We start from the raw sequence: 20180 nt of genomic DNA on the forward strand, positions 1-20180 counted from the left end.
AAGTATAAAGAGAGGATGTGACGCAAAATTTTTAGTTGAATTTTGTGTTTCTGATTTTTTATAATTTTTTTTCTTATTTTAGTTGTTTTTTGTGTTTATTTCATTGTATATTCTTTTTAGGTTGTGTCCGATTGTATATAGTTTGAATTCTGTGTTTGTGTTTTTTATTCCTGTTGTTGTGAATTCATGGAGTTTCATATTTTGTTTTATGTGTGCAAATGGTAGTTCTGCTGTTTTTGATCGTTTTTTGTAGATTTTTTGTGCCCAGTCTGTTTCCATTTTCCGTTGCATTCTGATTTTGGAAGGGTTTCCATAGTCTTGGATTGTTCTGTAGTTCTTTTTCTTGCAGCAGATTTCTTTCATGATGCAGTTTTTGCATTCGTTTGTCCAGTAGGTTATTCTTTGTTTGTTTTTGTATTCGTATGTTCTTCTTCGATATAAACTTTCTCCCAAAGGGCAGATATAGGTTTCAATTTCTGCATCGTAGCAGAAATTGTCTTTTTGGAATGGTTTTTCCCATAGATTATATTTTTTTTCTTTTCTTGAGAGTTTTCTGGTGGATATGTATCCGTCTAAGCCTTTTTCTTCAAGATATGTTGTGTTTTCATCTGTTGAATATCCATTATCGGCACTGAATTGGAAATTGGAGGGCAATTCATCATAAATTCTGGTTAAATTGTTTTCTAATTGTTCTATTGATGGAATCAGCTCGAAATGGTCGGTTGGATTTTGTGTAATGTATGAAGATAGGATTATTCCTTTGTATTCGTCCACGATGATTTGTGCGTTGTAATCCCATTCCCATTTGCCTTTTTTATTCATCATTAAGCGAGCATCTGGGTCGTTAATGCTTATTACATCTTTTGGTGATTCTTTTACTTTTTCTTCGAGTTCGTTGAGTTTTTTTAAAACTTTTTCTGGATTTTTTTCTGCTTGTTTTAAAAGATTTAAACTTGAAGAACGCAATTTATCTTTGTTTCTATTATTTTTAGAAGATTCTTGAATTTCTTTTACTGTTTCTTTGAATTTTTCTTTGTCTGTTAATGATTCTGGAACTGAATTTCCAGATTCATCTCCGAGTTCCTCATCTTCTTGTTGATCAAGTTCAATACTTTTTTTGAAGTGTTCTTTCATGATTTTGATTTGGTTTTCATCGATTAATTTATTAATTGATGTTTTTGCTTTGATTTTAGTTCCATCCAAGCTCAAATGATGTATTTTTATTAAATCATTTTCCTTTGCAATTTTGATCGTTGTTTTAAATGCTTCGTCGATTAAATCAGTATAATCGACTTTAAATCGTGCAATTGTCCGATATGATGGTTTTTCCATTGCTGCAAGATACATATATGCAATGTCAGTTCTTGTTTTTCTCTCTATTTCTCTTGAAGACAATCCACCATCAAATACGCTCATTAAAATGAGCCTGAGCAATAATTCTCGAGGATAAGCAGATTCACCAGGCTTTCCACGAAATTCCTGGTTTGCTTTTGAACAATCAATTAAATCAACCACATTTTTAATAAAATAGCACGGATGATCTTCAGGAATCAAATTTCGCAAGTCCATAGGGACCAACATAGTCTGATTAATATTATCATCTTTTAAAACCATGAATAAAACAACCATAAATATTAATATCTATAATAAAAGATTATACTTCATAGTATATAAAATTAAAGAAAAATTAGTCAATTAAAATTAGAAAAAAATGTGATTTCGTGTCACATCCTCAAAGACAAATAAAAAAAAATTATTCATCTTTTAAAGATTGGGCTAATTTTTTACCTAAATCATAACATTGATCTAAAACATCATCATCAGGTATGAAAATAGTGTCAAATTGATCAACAACATCAAAACCTGCAGCTTCCAATTCAGCACTCATTTTTTTATTAGCTCCTCCACCCCATCCTTTAGAACCAAATACTACTGCTTTTTTGGTGTATCCCGTTGCTTTAAAGTTAAGAGCATCCAAATAATAAATAATGTCTCCAACACTTGGATATGCCTTGTTCATAATGGTAGGTGCACCTAAACAGATTGCTTTACTGTCTAAAACATCAGTTACAACATCACTTCTGTCATCTTCATGCAGGAAGTACATTTTAACTTCAAATCCTTCAGACATAATACCTTCTGCAATAGATTTAGCCATTTTTTGGGTTGAATGGTGCATAGTGTCATAAATTAAAGTTACTTTATCCTTACATACACCGTTGGCCCATTCATTATATTTGTTAATAATTAATGAAGGATCTTTAAAGATTTGACCGTGAGAAGGTGCAATCATCTTAACTTTACTGACTAAATCCAGATCAGCTAATTCTTTCATCTTATTATTATACATTAAAGAAGAGTTAACAACCAGATTAGCATAGAACTTTTGTGCATTATTTAATAGGATTGTTTCTTCTACCTCATCACTAAACCTTTCACTAAAACAGATATGTTGACCAAATGCATCATTAGAGAATAATATTCCGTCTTCAACTAATAATGTAAACATGCTGTCCGGCCAGTGAAGCATTGGTGCATTTACAAATGCTAAAGTTTTTCCACCTAAATCTAAACTGTCTCCAGTTCCTACAACATTAAAATCATAGTCTTTTAAAGAGGGTAAATGATTTTTTAATCCGTTTACAGCCATCTGTGAACAATAAACTTCAACATCCGGGAATTTTTTAACAAATTCAGGAAGGGAACCGCTGTGATCGTTTTCAATATGGTTTTGAATAATTACATCTATTTTAAATTCTCTTCCTTCTTGCTGGAATGCATCTTTTACTCTACCCCATAACTGTGCAGAGGTTCCAGGATATACGTTATCAATTAAAGCTACTTTATCTTCACCAAATACCAAATAACAATTGTATGTAGTTCCATCTAAACTGTAACCGTGATAATCTCTTAAATCCCAGTCTAATACACCGACCCAATATACTCCATCAGTAATTTTAGTAGCATCTGCTTTCATAAAAAAATCACCTAAATATAAATTTATCAAGATATATTCTGTTCGTAATTATATTAATAATTAATGGGACATTAACAAAACATCTAGAATGCACAAATAAATATATATCTGATAATACTATTTACATTGATTAAATTAAAATGGCAAATAATAAATAGTAACATAATAACATATATTATATATATTGAAATAATAGGTGATTTACAATGTGTTCTACAGGAGGTCCAATGGCGGACATTGATTTGAAAAAATTAAAAACAAAAAGATACAGATGTTTAGATTGTGGAAACGATTTCAAAGGCCTTGGCAGAAAAGTAATTTGCCCATCCTGCCAAAGTGACAATGTTGAATGTAAAGAGTAAACCTGCAATTGTTTACTCTATTTTTATTTTTTAGGTGGTACTTTGATTATTGATTTTAATAATGATGAAATTCTATTTCTGGAAGGGGAAACTGGAATTGTAGGAATTATAAAAGTAGCACAGGAAAATAAAATGTTATTTATAGCTACACAGGACAATGAAGAAATTGTCCAATTCTTAGAAAAAGATGACTTAATAGCTGTATCTAACTTTAAAAAAGACAGGCGAGCTATTCGCTCTCAGGCATATTTAACTCGTGTGGAAAATTCACCACTTGTAATTCTAAACAAAAATCACCCATCTACTAAACGATTAGAAACTGTTCTATCTGTAGGTGCTAGAGTCTGTCTAAACTGCAATATTACCCCTGGAACACACCCTGAACAGGACGTTTTATGTTCTTGTGATTCACTATCCGGTTTAGAAATTGATAAAACAGAAACTGGGATTAAATTAAACAAAGAATTTGATAATTACACAATTGAAAAGTTTTAGATTAAAATGCAACTTTTAGATTTTATTTACACAATACTGGGACAGGGAATAGTCTTTATAATCATATTAATTATTATATTATTTATAATAGCTATTACTCTTGGTAAAATTCTGCTTAAAAAGAACATAATTCTATTTCCAAGATTCATTCTTTTTGTTGTAGATGTATTTTACTCACCTTTTAAAACAATAGCTAGACTGTTAAAAATAGACGATGACATGATTGACAGAATCAGCATCGAAGTTAGAGATGATGTAAATAGGGAAAAATTTAAAAAAATACCTGCAGAGGAAACTTTAATATTTTTACCTCACTGTTTAAGACACAGGGACTGTCAGGCGGCACTTCAAAAAGAAGGAGTGATATGTACAGAATGCGGTAAATGTTCCATTGGAGTTATTAAGAAAAAAGCAGACAAATTGGGATACAGTTTATATATAGTTCCAGGATCCAGCTTTGTTAAAAAAATAGTTAAAGAAAACAACTTTAAAGCAGTTATTGGAGTGGCCTGTCATGAAGATTTAAATCAGATGATGATGCTGCTTTCTGATTATTGCCCTCAAGGAGTTTTACTTTCTAAAACAGGCTGTTTTGAAACAAAAGTAGATATTAAAAAAGTATTTGAAAAACTGGATTCCAAATACTAATCATCATAATATTTTATAAAGTCCAAAGATTCATCAGCCTGACTGAATTCATCAATAAAGTCATGCAAATCTTTTATAAACTCTTCTTTTCTTTTATCTGAATCTCTGATTTTAGAATAATCTTTTTTTATAGCCAATTCCATTATAATATCATCAGTTTCCAAAGTTAATTCTGGATAAAATATATTTTCATCCATATTATCCTCTTCCAAGTTCCTGATGAGCTCTCGCCAAATGTCCTGCTGCAAGAGCACCAACTAAAGATAATTCTCCAGCCAATACAGTAGCTGCAACAATTTCACCAAATTCACGAGCCTTATTGGAACCTGCAACACCAAGAATATCCAAACCTTCATGAGCAGTTTCCAAACTTGTTCCACCACCAACAGTAGCTACTGGTACATCAGGCAGGTTTACTGAAAAATACAAATCCCCGTTTCTGTTTTCAGCTGTTGTAATACCTAAAGAACCTTCTACTGCATGTGCAGCATCCTGACCTGTTGCTAAAAAGATTGCTGCAACCATATTTGCATAATGAGCATTATATGCCATAGAACCTGCTGCTGCAGACCCTATTAAATTTTTAGCTATATTCACTTCTTCAATAGCTTCAGCAGTTGTTTTAAGTTTTTTATTTACTATTTCTTCAGGAATTAAAATATCTGCAACAATACTTTTTCCCCTTCCTTCAATCATGTTAATTGCTGCAGGCTTTTTATCAACACAAACATTTCCACTTAATGCAATGTGTCTTCCGGTTGTTTCTTCTGCCAATTTATCCAAAATCTTTTCTGAAGCAATAGTAACCATATTCATACCCATACTGTCTCCAGTAGAGTAAACAAAACGTGGATAAACATAAGTTCCAACAATTAAAATCGGATCAATTTTTAAAAGCTTACCATGAGAAGTGGTAGATTCTGCAATTTCTTTAAGTTCCTGAAAATTATCAATAAACCATTGTTTAATTTTTAAAGCATCAGTTGCTGAAGAGGTTTTGATTACCGGTGCTCTAGTCATAATATCTGAAATAACATGAGCGTTTACTCCTCCAGATGCTGTAATTGTTGATGCACCTCTGTTAATTGATGCTACAAGTGCTCCTTCAGATGTAGCTAAGGGAACATAAACCTCTCTTTTACAGTAATCTCCGTTGATTTTTAACGGACCTGCTACACCTACAGGAAGCTGGATTGTTCCAATCGGATTTTCAATGTTTCTTGCAGATGCCTTTTCCATGTCCAGAGAATAATTAGCCATATGTGGCAATTCACAGCCAGCTGTTTTTTCTATAAATTCTCTTCTGATATCTGTGGCTTCCTTTGGTGAAACATATTTGTCTACCTGGTATAATTTCATTTCACCATTTAACAGTTTATCAATAATTTCTTTAGAATTCATTTAAATTGACTTCCTTACTAAATCTACAATTTCTGATGGCATTTTAGCTACACTTACACCGGCATCAGTTAATGCATTAATTTTACTTTCTGCAGTACCTGAACTTCCATGAATAATAGCTCCTGCATGCCCCATTCTTTTACCTGGTGGTGCAGTTCTACCTGCAATATATGAAACTACCGGTTTGGAGATATTGTCTTTAATAAATTCTGCTGCATTTTCTTCAGCATTACCTCCGATTTCACCAATTAAAACAATAGCTTCAGTGTCCTCATCTGCTTCAAATTTTTTAAGAATATCAATATAATTTGTACCGATTACAGGGTCTCCACCTATACCAACACAGGTACTTTGACCAATTCCCCCACGGGTAAGCTGGCTGGCTACTTCATAAGTTAAAGTTCCGCTTCTTGAAATTACTCCAACATTACCTTCTTTAAAAATATGAGTCGGCATAATTCCCAGTTTACCAACACCTGGAGTTATGATTCCCGGAGTGTTTGGACCTATAACTGTAGTACCCATTTCACGAGCATAATTCATTATTTTTAAACTGTCATGAACAGGAATATGTTCTGAAATAATAACAACCAAATCCAAATGTCTTATAGATTCAAATGCCGCATCTTTTGCAAATTTTGCAGGTACAAAAATAATTGAAGAGTTAACACCAGTTTCCTCTTTTGCTTCTTCAATTGAATTGAAAACAGGAACACCTAAAAAGTCCTGACCGCCTTTTCCAGGAGTTACACCTGCTAAAATATTTGTATTATATTCCAACATTTGTTCAGTGTGAAAAGATCCCTGTTTTCCAGTAATCCCCTGAACCAAACATTTTGTATCATTATCTAATAAAATCATAAAACAACCACCTATTTAACGTAAAATTCTTGTTTTGTTTTCAAATGGAACTGCTAAATCAATTACATTTCCATTCATAAAAGCCGTAGCAGAAAATATGACACTTCCAGGCAATACATTACAGTTAGTGCCTCTTTTAACCAGATATACATTTTTATTTCCAAGTGCTGCTCCAATCATTGCACCCGCTATTACACTAACTGATTCTATATTTTCAACAGTAGCTACTATTACAGGATCATCAGTTTCCGGTGAAACATAACCTACACCTGGAATTTTTTTGGATTTAGGTTCTATTAAATCAGAAACATCAGTCATATTTTTCATTCCTTTAGCTGCTTCAATAGCTGAATTGGCAGCATCTCCTACAAATGACTCTCCACCATAGGTATCAAAACCTAAAACGATAGCATCAGGATATCTGTCTTGACGAATACTAGCTTCAGCATAAGATATGCCTTCACCGGCAGTATCCGGACTTTGAGATATTCCTGAAAGGTCACCTAAATTTTCAGCATTGTCCTTTAATATATTTACAATACCTTCATTAACATTTTCAAGTAAATCATCTTCTACAAATGCACTGATAACTACATCATCACCAGTTACATTTGTTAAGGCAGCATCTCTAGCACCTAAAGCTTTAAGTTTGTAAAGGTCAGATTCAATATTTTCTACTAATGTATTACTACAGGACACGTCATTCCTAGAAATGTCTGCACCTATAGCTGTAATTTTCAAAATAACACCTTTTATAATTGATTATAAAAATAAATAAAATAATTTTTATTTTATTGTTATATATTATGTCCTTTATTTAATATATAATTTAAGGAATGATGAAAGGATTTTCAGATTAATGAAATTCAAAAAAATATAATACAAAATCAAAAAGCTTGAAATATTTTGACTCTCTATGTACCCAAAAATCTTATTGTTAAAACAATTAATATTATTGCCTTTAAAACCGAAAAAATCGTATGTCAAAAAAAAATATTAAAAAATCAAAGCATACTCCTTTTTAAAAGAAGTTGTTAATTTTAAGTAGTTAAAAAAGAAAAAAAGTAAGAGAATTGTGAATTCTCTTTAAGAACTGATTTTTATTGTGTTTCCTGTTTGGAAGTCATTCCAGTAGGAAGTTATAATGTATTCACCAGCCATTAATCTGATTCCTAAGCTTGCTATACCGTCTTTATTAGTAACTTTGTGATAGAAGACACCGTTTACGTTAAATGATACGTTTTGGTTAGCTAATGGTTTACCTTGACCATCTAAAGTTAAAGCAGTGAAATTGCTGCCGTCAAGGTACTTCATGGAGAGATCTTTAGTTACTAAAGTTGGCAATACATTAACTTTGTTTCCAATATCCAATCCGTCATACATTGTTGTAATGGTATAGTTTCCTGGTCTTAAAGCTATTCCTAAGCTTGCAACACCATTTTCATCTGTTTTTTTGTGATAGAACACACCGTTGATGTTAAATGTTACTTCTTTGTTTACTGCTAAAGATCCGTCTTTGTTGTAGACAGTTGCTTCAAATCTGGAAGCATTTAAGTAATATTTGGTTAAGTCATTTTGCATGATTAATGATTTTACAGTTATGTTAAATCCTTTTTCTTCGCCGGTTACAGGGTTGTAAGCAGTTAAAATGTAATTTCCAGGTCTTAACATAATGCCTAAATCAGCCATACCATCTTTATCAGTCTTTTTGGTATAGAAAACACCATTAATATTAAATTTGATTTCCTTATTAGCTATTGCTTTTCCAGTGCTGTCAGTAAACTTAGCATAGAATCTGGTATCATTCTGATACATTTTAACTAAATCTTTACTTATAATAGTTGGATTAATAGTTACAGTAATGTTTTTAGAAACTGCATTATACTTATCTGAACCCTTATATGAAACAGTAGCTTTGTACACATTAGACGCTAAGTTTAATCCCATGGAAGCAGTACCGTTAGCATCAGTGGTTTTATTGTAAGTTTGACCATTGATGGTAAAGTATAATGTAGCATTGACTATTGCTTTTCCTTTGAAATCTGTTAATTTAGCAACTAAACGTGTTCCGTCATGATAAATCATTACAACATCATTAACATCTAAGTTTACATTTACATTTGGAATTACAGTTATGTTTCCTTTTTTAGTTATGGAATCATATTTAGCATCACCAGAGTAAGTTGTAGTGATATTATGATTTCCAGCACTTAATCCAAAAATATTTACTTTTGCAATTCCATTAGTTACATTTGCAGTGTATTTTTTACTGTTGATTTCAACAGTGACTGTTCCAGTTGCATCTTTAGGTAAAACCACACTAATAGTGGAGTTTACTCCTTCTTTAAATTCAGGAACAGTAATGTTCATGTTATAGTCTGATATTTTGGATACTGTGAATTTGGTTGTGTTTTGATTAGGATTATAATTGTTGTCTCCAGCGTATTTAACAGTTACAGTGTAATTGTTTGCTTTAAGATCAGCTATTGTTTTAACTGCTTTACCATCTACAATAGCTACAGTGTAATCTTTACCGTCAACAGTAATAATTACATTGCCGGTGGCATCAGAAGGCACATTTACGGTTACTGTTGCATTTTCACCGACTTTAATATCATCAGCATTAACAGTTATATTTGAATCTATTTTGTTAACTTTGAAAACACCTTCAGACTTAATATTGTTATAGTTGTTATTTCCTGTCCATGTAGCAGTGAAGTTATAAGTACCTGCAGCTAATGCATCACCTGCAGTAGTGCCTTTTCCATCAACAACTTTAACAGTGTATAATTTATTATTAATATTAATAATTACATCACCAGTTAATTTAACACCATTAATACCCATTAAAACAGCTTCAATAGTGAATATGTTCTTGTAATCAACATCTGCAATAGATACATCAAGATTTGCATCTGCTTTAGCTACAGATATATTTTTAGTAATTTCAATAGGTGTGTATTTGTTATTACCTGTATATTTAACAGCAATTGTATAATTATTAGCAGTTAAATCTTTAACAACTTGTGTAGCTTTACCATTTTTAATAGTTACTGTGTAATTTTTGCCGTCAACTGTGATAATTACTTCACCAGTAGCATCAGCAGGTAAATTAACTTCAACAGTTAAATCTTCACCAAATATTATATTATTAACTGTGATATTTAAATCTGGAGTTAATTGGGAAACTTTAAATACTGCAGTAGCCATACCCTGAGCTTCATCCCCTACAAATGATGCAGTAACATTATAAGTGCCTACTGCCAAATCAGAAATGGTAAATATAACAGTTCCGTTAACATTATTTTTAGTGTAGTTTTTATTATTTACATTAACAGTAACATTACCAGTTACGTTCGCCGGTAAAATTACACTGACAGTAGCATTTTCACCACAAACAATATCAGTTGTTTCTACAGACATGTTAATTTCATTAAATAATAAATTTTGAACTTCATTATCTAAAACAGCAGTTATATTATGGGCAGTTGAATCACTTTTATAAATTACAGTAAAAGTACCATTTTTCAAAACAGGATTGTTGTCACTGAAATTTCCAGAAGGAGATGACAGATAAACAGTTTTTAAACCTAACTTATCAATACCATCCATTGTAGTATCATTCCACATCAATTTACCAGTAATTTCAAATAATCCAGGTGCAATTTGATTTTCAGATATGCTAAATAAAGCATTATTGGAAACAATTACTTTAGCATTATTAATATTAACATTATTATAACCAAACCAGCAATTATTTAAATTTAAAAAATTTTTTCCAGTTGTATCAAACCAAGTACGGGTGGTTATATTAATAAAATTACAATAGTTCATTGTAATATTATCAGTACTTGCCTTAGAAACCATGGAAAACATAAATTCTGAACCAGAATGATTAATAAAATTACAGTTTGTTACAATCAGTTTATTTCTAGCACTAAATACTGAGATTTGTTTGGAATTTTTAAAAGTACAATTATCAACATAACTAGTTCCATACTTACTAAACTCTATAAAACCGTTACCTATATTTTCAAAACATATATCTGAAATTTTAAAACTATTCACAAAGCTGAATTCAATGAAATAACCATTAGACTCATCATTAAATATAATTACTTTTTCATTATTATATGGTTTAATTGTAACATTATATCCCTTAATTGCATCACCTGGAATCAACGCATCTCCCGCTTTAATTATATAATTTCCCCCCATAAAATATATAATATAATTTGCAGGATTATTTTTAATATAATTAGAAAGTGCTCTTAAAGTATTAAATGGATTGTCTATACTTCCATTACCTCCATCTGCAGTAATGTTTTTATTCACAGCAACATACACTATTTTTTCACTATTTTCAGATTCTGAAATAATTTCATTTCTAAAATTAGCTTTCAAAATAGGTAAATTTAAAACATCACTATTAGGAGTTGGATTAGGATTATAATTGCCATTTATGTTATTATTGCTTCCAGCAATATAAACTGCATCATTTCCAGTTTTAATATAAGCAGACAATCCATTATTTGTAACATTAGTATTGGATACTCCATTTAAATAAACAGCATAATTACCATTTGTAAAAATAGTATTGTTATATACATCAAAAGAATGAGATGAAGAAGTTGATTGGGAATAACTAATACCATAAATATTATTGGAGTCAGCATAATCACCATTATTTGTAACATAAATAATATTATCATGAACTATATCAAAGGTGTCTTGTAATTCCATACCTGAAACTAATGCCCAATTATGAAGAGCAGCACTTCCAGTTACATTAATAAAATTATTATAAATATTTAAATAAGTTGCACCATAGAAATTTTGAGAATAAATTCCCAGATTAGGACCATTATTGTATGTAATTAATGTATTATTGTAAATATTACAATCATTAATAGGTCCTGTAATTTGAACTGGATATGCACTACCTGATCCATTTACAATAATACTTCCACCATTAGTATTCATTTTAACAGTATTATTCCAAATTGAAATATTATTTAATTTATAAATATCAATACCATACAAATAATTAGCAGACCCAGTTTCTGTTGTTGAATCTAATTCTATTATATTATTACCTGCAACAACAGAATTGTTTGATTCAACCATTAAAAAAGAGTCTAAAGTAGGATAAAACAAATTACTGTCTCTTGCACTAACTGATACATTTAATTCATTATTTAAAAATTTAAATCCATTTGATGACTGGACAGCAACACCTGCAACTAAATCAATATCAGTATTTGGGAAAGGTATGCTAAAATCACAATCTTTCAAAGGAAGAAATGCATTAATTTTATTTCCCCTAACTAAATTATTACTACCACCAACCACTTTAATAACATAATTATAAACATTTGTATTGGTAACATTAGTAAAATAACGAATATTATTATTCAATAATTGAACATTATTGGAATTAATTAAATCAACAGCATATGAATTAGAATCAGAGGAAGTTTTATAATCAATTGTAACATTATCAATAATTACATTTGATGTACCTTCTAGTGAAATAACAGTACCTCCACTTACATCATAATTAAAAACTGCATTTTTTAAAGTTAAATCATTCGCTTTTAGAGTAAAACCAATATTATTAAAATTAGCATTATTAAAATCAAGACCAATAGACTTATCAATTACAAAAGAACTAAACCTCAGATTGCTGAAATTACCCATAAAACACAAATCAACATTTTCCCTTAAAGTTCCGTTCTCATCAAAGTATCTTAAATAATTTGAACTATCTACAATCATATAATCATTACTTACCTGTTCAACATCATTATACTCATTTTGTAAATCACAGCTAATATCATTAGTTCCATCTACAAAGACATTGTCTGTAGAGTTTACATCATCAACAGCACTAACAGCACCTACTGATAACATGACTAAAAACATCATTGTGATTAAAATAAATTTCTTAAATTTCATCTTTAATCACCAAAGACAATACATCAGTTTAATTTTATTAAAATTAAAATATGATGTACTAATTAATAATATGAAAATAAATCCTATTTAAACACTTCCATTTAAACTAGAAAAAATAAACCAAACAATTTTTAAAATAAAATTCGGCCATTAAAAGAGAAAAGATTAAATAAACTTCAAACTATAAAATATTATATATAAAATATAATTTAAGATAATTAAAATGTATTTTATAAAGAAATAGATTAAAAAAGCTGATAAAAATGAGATATAAGCCCTTATTAATATTACTTATATTATTTGCATTTATCTGTGGAATAAGCAGTGCAAGTGCAAGTGATTTAAGCAACGATACAGATATGGAAACATATTCTGCTGAAATCACAGGCATAAATAATGAAAATCAGAGTATTCTAACAGATACCGGCAACACAGTTTATGCAAATAATTGGAACGAACTAAAAACATATTGTGAAAAATCAGATAAAAATTATATAATTCATCTGAAAGAAAATACTAATTTTTATCCGGATAATGGAACTGATTATAGCCAACAAATTATAGTTAAAAATAATGTTACAATCATCGGTAGCGAAGGGTCCTATTTTGGAGACACAAACCCTAACCCAATATCCATTTACTATACACCAATAGTAACTGAAGATGATTCTAAAATCAGTTTAAAAATATTAAATACTACTTTTAAATGGATGGATCTTGAAAAAAATATACCTGCCGAAAGTGGTATGTTTATACAAATGGGAGGAAATTCAAAGGATAATTTACTTGAAAATTCTACATTTTATAATATTAACAGTGGAACAGGTCACGGATGTGTTTATTATTTAAAACGCGGATATGCAACTGTAAAAAACTGCAGTTTTAAAAACATAACTACTGAGTTTGGAGTTTTAAGCATATACGACCCGGCAGAAGACCCTACAAAAAACTGTACAACTGCAGGAATGTTAGTTGAAAACTGCTACTTTGAAGACAACTATGCACATGTAGAACCTGGATGTATCAACAATTGTGGACAATTAATAGTTAAAAATTCCACATTTTACAAAAACAGTGCATTTTGGTGGGCTGGAGCAATACATACTCACGGTGGAGCAAATACAACAATATACAACTCCAACTTCACAGACAATGTGGCAGGTTGGAACGGTGGAGCATTATACACCTACAGTTACTTACAAATTTACAACACAACATTTACAGGCAACAATTGTACAACCAACAATGGTGGAGGAGCAATTGGAGCATGTGATTATCTTACAAAATATTACATAACCATAAACAACAGTCTTTTTGAAAACAATGCCAACATATGTAAAAATACCGGACGTGGAGGAGCAATATCTGTTATGGATGAAGGAGGATTAACAATACATAATACAAAATTTATCAATAACAGCGCCCCAATTGGACAGGCAATATGTGCATATTATGTAGAAGGATATGGTGATGATCCTGACATTGAATTAATCAACAATACATTCATAAATCATACTAGTGCTGCAGACACATTAACAATAAAATTAAAAACCGGTACAAATACAACTGCAATTCTTAAAAATAACACTTACTTAAATTCAACTATCAAACTTAAAACATTCAATATTGTTCCAACTCATTCAAACATTGAAATAAACAAAGAATGTGAATTTAAAGTAATCATAGAACTGGAAAATCCTGATGGATATGACAAAGATATTCTAAATAAAACATTTTACAAATTATATGTAAATGAAGTATTTGAAAAGGAATTTGGACCCGAACCTACTTTTAAATTAAATATAACTCAAAAAGAAACATTAATCCATATAATTTCAACAATAGGATACAAAACTTCCAAAAACATAACAATAACTTCTAGAAACACCACAACACTTACACTAGGTGTAAAAGAAATAAATAAAACCGATGTAACTATTATTTCAACAATTAACCCCGATGCAACTGGAAATGTTGTATTTACATTCCAAGGAAAAGAATATCTAAAAAAAATAGAAAATGGACAAGCAACATTAAAACTTACTTTAATGCCGGGAACTTATGACATTAAAGTAAGATACGGAGGAGATAAAAACTATATCCCCTCTAAAGATAATTTAACATTTACAGTTGACAAACTTGATTTAAAATTTAACATAACAGCCAATGATATTGTTTGTGGTGAAAATGCTACTGTTAGTGTAATTTTACCGGCGAACGTAACTGGTAATGTTACTGTTAATGTAAATAATAAAAACTACACTAAACATAATGTTAACGGAACTGTTATATTTATCATTTCTGATTTGGCAGTAGGCACTTATAATGTTACTGCATCATTTGTAGGGGATGAAGCTCAGGGTATGGCTACTGCAGTATTTAAAGTTTCTCAATTAACTCCAGATTTAAATATCACAGTTAATAATATAATATTTGGTGAAGATTTAACTGTTGAAGTTAATTTACCTGCTGATGCTACTGGTGAAGTAATTATCACAGTTGACGGTAAAAATTACACAGTAACTATTAAAAATGGTAAAGCTACACAAGTTGTTAAAGATTTAACTGCTAATAATTATACAATTGCTGTTAAATATACAGGTAATAACAAATACACACCTATTGAAATTACTAAAAATATATCTGTAGCTAAAGCAGATTCAAATATCACTGTTAATGTTAATGACATAAAAGTCGGTGAAAACGCAACAGTAACCGTAAATATACTTTCTGATGCCACCGGCAATGTAATTATTACTGTTGACGGTAAAGATTACACTGTAGCTATTGTAGATGGTAAAGCAGTTAAAACAATAGCTGATCTTAAAGCAAACAATTACACTGTAACTGTTAAATACGCTGGAGACAACAATTATAATCCTAATCAAAACACAACCAAATTCACAGTATCCAAAATATCAGACTATAACATGAACATTACTGTTCCTGAATTTAAAGAAGGAGTAAACTCCACTATTAGTGTGGTTTTACCTAAAGATGCAACTGGAACAGTCACTGTTGAAATCAACAGTAAAAAATACACTGCAAATGTAACTAATGGAATTGCAAAAGTAAATATTTTTGGATTAAGTGCTGGAAATCATAATATCACTACAACTTACTCTGGTGATGCTAAATATGATTCCATAACTAAAAAAGGAAACATAACTGTAATTCCAAATGTAAATGTAAACTTAGATGTTAATGATGTTGTAATGATTTATCATGACGGAACACGTTTAGTTGCTAAATTAACAGATTTCAAAGGAAAAGCAATAGTCAATGCTACATTATACTTTACCATCAATGGTCAAACTTACAATAAAACCACTGATGCTAACGGTACTGCTTCCATGGGATTAAACTTAGTATCTAATGTTTATCAGGTTACTGTTTCATATAACGGTTCAGAAATACATGATAAAGTAAGTAAGAATATTACTGTAACTATTAATCCGACTATTATAAGTAAAGATTTAGTTAAAATGTATCAGAATGATACCAGATTCTATGCTAAGTTTACTGACAGCACTGGAAAAGCAATAGCTAATAAGGAAATCAAATTTAATATTAATGGTGTTTTCTATACCAAAAAGACTGATAAAGATGGTATGGCTGATTTAGGCATTATGTTAAGACCTGGAAATTACATTTTAACTGCTTACAACCCTGTAACCGGCGAAGAAAAAGGATTTAACATAACTGTAAAATCATTAATCATGCAAAATGACTTAACCAAATATTACTTAAATGCTTCCAGATTTGAAGCAACTGTCTACAACAAAGACGGATCTTTAGCAGTAAACAAAGAAGTAACATTTAACATCAACGGTGTGTTCTATCACAAAAAAACAGATGAAAATGGTGTTGCAAGCTTAGGAATAGCTTTAAGACCAGGAAACTACACTATTACAACAATGTATGACGGATTGGATATTGGAAACAAAGTCACTGTCATGCCAACTTTAGTAACAAAAGATCTCTCCATGAAGTACCTTGACGGCAGCAATTTCACTGCTTTAACTTTAGACGGTCAAGGTAAACCATTAGCTAACCAAAACGTATCATTTAACGTAAACGGTGTATTCTATCACAAAGTTACTAATAAAGACGGTATAGCAAGCTTAGGAATCAGATTAATGAGCGGCGAATACATCATAACTTCCTACTGGAATGACTTCCAAACAGGAAACACAATAAAAATATCTTAAAAAAGGGTTATTAAAACCCTATTATTCTTTTTTTTAAAATTGAAAAAATTAATTAATAACATCACTCAAAAAATATAATTAATGTATCCACAAACTAAAATAGCAATACCCATTTTTCAAGCAAAAAAGGAAGATGTAATTAAAGTAGCTGAAGATTGTATTGAAAAAGGTGCTGATGTACTTGAATTTAGAATAGATGCACTGGACAATCCTAACTTTAAAGATATACAGGAAATCATTGAAGAAATCAACTTTCCAATGATAGCTACCAATAGAATTTCATCTGAAGGCGGTTCTTTTAAAGGAACAGAAGAAGAAAGAATTGATATTTTATTAAAATGTGCTCCTTTAGTTGATTATGTGGACATTGAACTTCAAAGTGATGATAAATATATAAAACAGATACATGATACCGGAGTAACTACCATTGTTTCATATCATGATTTTCATAAAACTCCTGAAATTAATGAAATCATGTATATTGTTGAAAAAGAACATAAACTTGGAGACATAGCTAAAGTGGCATTTATGCCTAATGATTTGGATGATACTTTAAAAATATTAGCTATTCTTTCACATTGTGAAAATACAATAGCTATTTCAATGAGTGATTTAGGTAGCTACACCAGAGTTATGGCTTCCAAATTTGATTCCCCAATTACTTTTGCTGCAGGAACAGATGTTACAGCTCCTGGGCAAATTGATATTGAAACTATGAAATCATTGCTTAATATGGATTTAAATCTTATAGAATAGGTGATTAAAATGGCTAAAAAGTGTATTTTAGCTTTTATTTTAATAGTTATCTTAGCTATTTTTTTAGGAATATTTTTAACAGAAGATAACGGATCTGTTGATGTTTATATAGATGGAGAAAATGTAACTGCATCAACACATCCCGGATTAAACACTGAAATTAATACTGATGAACTTAACAATGAAATTTGTAACTATGCTCTTGAATCAATGAACCAGCCAAACACAAATATAGATACTTTAAAATCAGGAATTCATGACATATGCTTAAGTCATGGCCTTGATACCTCCAATATCAATATTGATTCTTCTTTAGGCGAAAATAATGTTCCTGTTATTTTTCAGGTTGATGGAACTTCCATGCTTCCAACCCTGCAGGACGGACAAGATGTTTTAGTTAATAAAACACAAAATGTTCATATTGGAGATATTGTAGTTGCCAATTCTTCAGAATATGGAAACATTATAAAAAGAGTTGACCAGGTTAATGATAATCAAATTCACCTTGTAAGTGATAATAAAAATGTAGAATACAGTCAAATCAATGGTGTTCTATATGAAACAAAAGGAATAAGTACATGGGTTGATTCAAGTGATATTTATGGTGTAGTTATAAAATATTAAAAAATAAGGATAGGAAAAGTGCTTATACAGCACTGTCTCCTTCTTCACCGGTTCTGATTCTTATTACATTGTCAATCGGGTAAATGAAGATTTTACCATCACCGATGTTACCTGTTTTTGCACCTTTTTGGATGGCTTTAACAATAGTATCTACACCTTCATCTTTTGTGACAATTTCAATACGTGTTTTTGGAATTAAGTCAATACAGTAACTGGATCCCCTATATGATTCTTTGATACCTTTTTGACTGCCTCTTCCTTTAATTTCAGAAACATTCATCCCCTGACAGCCAACAGCTGTAAGTTCATTTTTAACGTCCTGATACTTTTCCTGTCTAATAATTGCAACAATACTTTTCATTTTAAAACCTTCTAGTTAAAATTATATGCAGATTCTTCGTGAAGTTTTGCATCTAATCCAACAACTTCATCTTCGTCTTCTACTCTGATACCACCCATAGCTTTATCAAGTACTTTAGCTAAGACATAGCTTATTACAAATGCGTAAATAATAGTAGCTACTACACTTATTATTTGTATTACAACCTGATATGGGTTTCCATATAATAATCCTGCTGCTTCATTAATGTATGGTGCTGCAAAGATACCAGTAGCAATTGCTCCCCATATACCGGACATACCGTGTATACCAAATACATCTAATGCATCGTCGTAACCAAGTTTTGCTTTTAAGTAGTAAATTGCAAAGTAAGATACTAAAGGAGCTACTGCACCAATTACTAATGCTCCAGGAACATCAACAAATCCTGCTGCTGGAGTAATAGCTACTAAACCAGCAATTCCTCCAGAAATTGCTCCAAGAACAGTTGGTTTACCAACAACAATTGTATCTAATATAGTCCAGACGATTAAAGCTGCTGCAGCTGCAACGTTTGAAACAATAATTGCATTTGCTGCAAGACCATTTGCACCTAAACCGGATCCACCATTGAATCCCATCCATCCGAACCATAGAAGTGCTGCACCTAATACTGCATATCCTAAGTTATGTGGTAATAATGAAATGTCTTTTCTTTTACCTAATACAAGTGCGATAGCTAATGCAGAAACCCCTGAATTAATATGTACAACAGTACCACCTGCGAAATCAAGTGCTCCCATATTCATTAACCATCCTCCACCCCATACCCAGTGAGCAATAGGGATGTAGACAAGACAAGCCCAAATCGGGATGAAAATTACCCAAGCTTTTGTTTTCATTCTTCCAACAACACCACCAGAAATCAATGCTGCTGTTAAACCTGCAAATGCAAGTTGGAACATAACAAACAATAGTGTTGGAATAGTTCCGCTTAAATCATCAAGTCCGATTCCACTTAAGAAGAAATTGGAAGGGCTTCCTATAAATCCTCCTAGTGACGGAGTTCCAAAGGCAAACTGATAACCGAAGATAACCCAAATAACACTTACAATTGAAAATGCGATAAAGGTTAAAAACATAGTATTTAAAACATTTTTACGTTTACTTAAACCACCATAAAAGAATGCGACAGCCGGAATACTCATTAAAAGTACTAAAAGACTACAAACAAGAACCCAAGCTGTATCTCCTGCGCTAAATATATCCATTATATCTTTTCTCTTTTTAAATAAATTAATAACAATAAATCAAAATTATTTTTTTAAATTTTTATGAATTTTGATTGAACGGAAGTCGGAAGTCGGAATCCTTCTTCCGATATATAGTAGTTGAACTTACAGGTATATAAAGGTTTTGGTAAAATGGATCTCAAAAAAATATGATGCTTTAAAAAAATTCAATAAAAAATATTAATAATATATAAATATATAAATAAATAACAGTTAATCTTTAAAATTAAATAAAAGAAAACTTTAAATTTGCAAATTCAAAAAGAAAAAATGTGT

At 30.7% G+C, this 20180-nt stretch carries 15 protein-coding genes; 6 read left to right on the forward strand and 9 right to left on the reverse strand.

What is annotated here, in order from left to right:
- Positions 1-78 precede the first annotated feature (78 nt).
- Together K4897_RS01580 and K4897_RS01585 are read right to left on the reverse strand one after the other, a co-directional pair.
- On the reverse strand, positions 79-1629 hold the full coding sequence (locus K4897_RS01580) for an IS1182 family transposase (RefSeq protein WP_250416344.1): 1551 nt from the start codon (positions 1627-1629) through the stop codon (positions 79-81).
- Between the two features lie 124 nt (positions 1630-1753).
- A complete protein-coding gene (locus K4897_RS01585; RefSeq protein WP_250416346.1) occupies positions 1754-2977 on the reverse strand; it encodes an FprA family A-type flavoprotein in 1224 nt (407 codons plus the stop codon).
- Positions 2978-3183: 206 nt separating this feature from the next.
- Between K4897_RS01585 and K4897_RS01590 the strand changes: the two genes are divergently transcribed.
- Genes K4897_RS01590 through K4897_RS01600 form a run of 3 tightly spaced genes read left to right on the forward strand, consistent with a single transcriptional unit; the run spans position 3184 to position 4482 of the window.
- The gene (locus K4897_RS01590) at positions 3184-3339 is read left to right on the forward strand and encodes a hypothetical protein (RefSeq protein ID WP_004034277.1); all 156 of its coding nucleotides are present in this window, start codon (positions 3184-3186) and stop codon (positions 3337-3339) included.
- A 42-nt stretch (positions 3340-3381) separates the two neighbouring features.
- Entirely contained in the window at positions 3382-3834 is a 453-nt protein-coding gene (locus tag K4897_RS01595) for a hypothetical protein (RefSeq protein ID WP_019266201.1), read from the forward strand.
- 6 nt (positions 3835-3840) lie between these two features.
- Complete coding sequence (locus K4897_RS01600; protein WP_019265643.1) at positions 3841-4482, forward strand: DUF116 domain-containing protein; 642 nt, start codon at positions 3841-3843, stop codon at positions 4480-4482.
- Here K4897_RS01600 and K4897_RS01605 read toward each other — a convergent pair.
- The 5 genes from K4897_RS01605 to K4897_RS01625 form a co-directional block, all read right to left on the reverse strand.
- Positions 4479-4679, reverse strand: a complete 201-nt coding sequence (locus K4897_RS01605; protein ID WP_011953765.1) for a hypothetical protein — start codon at positions 4677-4679, stop codon at positions 4479-4481. The two genes, K4897_RS01600 and K4897_RS01605, sit on opposite strands and share 4 nt — an antisense overlap.
- Before the next feature lies 1 nt (position 4680).
- Positions 4681-5883, reverse strand: a complete 1203-nt coding sequence (gene hmgA / locus K4897_RS01610) for a hydroxymethylglutaryl-CoA reductase (NADPH) (RefSeq protein ID WP_019266203.1) — start codon at positions 5881-5883, stop codon at positions 4681-4683.
- Positions 5884-6744 (reverse strand): succinate--CoA ligase subunit alpha, encoded by an 861-nt coding sequence (gene sucD, locus K4897_RS01615; protein WP_250416347.1) that lies wholly within the window; start codon positions 6742-6744, stop codon positions 5884-5886. It abuts the gene before it with no gap.
- A gap of 15 nt (positions 6745-6759) precedes the next feature.
- Entirely contained in the window at positions 6760-7485 is a 726-nt protein-coding gene (locus K4897_RS01620; RefSeq protein ID WP_250416349.1) for a hypothetical protein, read from the reverse strand.
- Between the two features lie 345 nt (positions 7486-7830).
- Positions 7831-12702, reverse strand: coding sequence for an Ig-like domain repeat protein (locus K4897_RS01625; RefSeq protein ID WP_250416351.1), 4872 nt, complete (start codon positions 12700-12702; stop codon positions 7831-7833).
- Between the two features lie 263 nt (positions 12703-12965).
- On the opposite strand from K4897_RS01625, the gene K4897_RS01630 reads away from it, so the two are divergent.
- The 3 genes from K4897_RS01630 to K4897_RS01640 all read left to right on the forward strand — a co-directional run bounded on the left by K4897_RS01630 (position 12966) and on the right by K4897_RS01640 (position 18293).
- A complete protein-coding gene (locus K4897_RS01630) occupies positions 12966-16913 on the forward strand; it encodes an Ig-like domain repeat protein (RefSeq protein WP_250416353.1) in 3948 nt (1315 codons plus the stop codon).
- An 81-nt stretch (positions 16914-16994) separates the two neighbouring features.
- Entirely contained in the window at positions 16995-17669 is a 675-nt protein-coding gene (gene aroD, locus K4897_RS01635; protein ID WP_250416355.1) for a type I 3-dehydroquinate dehydratase, read from the forward strand.
- Positions 17670-17678: 9 nt separating this feature from the next.
- On the forward strand, positions 17679-18293 hold the full coding sequence (locus K4897_RS01640; protein WP_250416357.1) for a S24/S26 family peptidase: 615 nt from the start codon (positions 17679-17681) through the stop codon (positions 18291-18293).
- A gap of 22 nt (positions 18294-18315) precedes the next feature.
- Here K4897_RS01640 and K4897_RS01645 read toward each other — a convergent pair whose 3' ends face one another.
- Complete coding sequence (locus K4897_RS01645) at positions 18316-18654, reverse strand: P-II family nitrogen regulator (RefSeq protein ID WP_011953770.1); 339 nt, start codon at positions 18652-18654, stop codon at positions 18316-18318.
- Positions 18655-18665: 11 nt separating this feature from the next.
- Complete coding sequence (locus K4897_RS01650) at positions 18666-19883, reverse strand: ammonium transporter (protein ID WP_250416358.1); 1218 nt, start codon at positions 19881-19883, stop codon at positions 18666-18668.
- Positions 19884-20180: the final 297 nt, after the last annotated feature.

Origin of the sequence: Methanobrevibacter sp. TLL-48-HuF1 (genome assembly GCF_023617305.1) — an archaeon.
Classification (GTDB): domain Archaea; phylum Methanobacteriota; class Methanobacteria; order Methanobacteriales; family Methanobacteriaceae; genus Methanocatella; species Methanocatella intestini.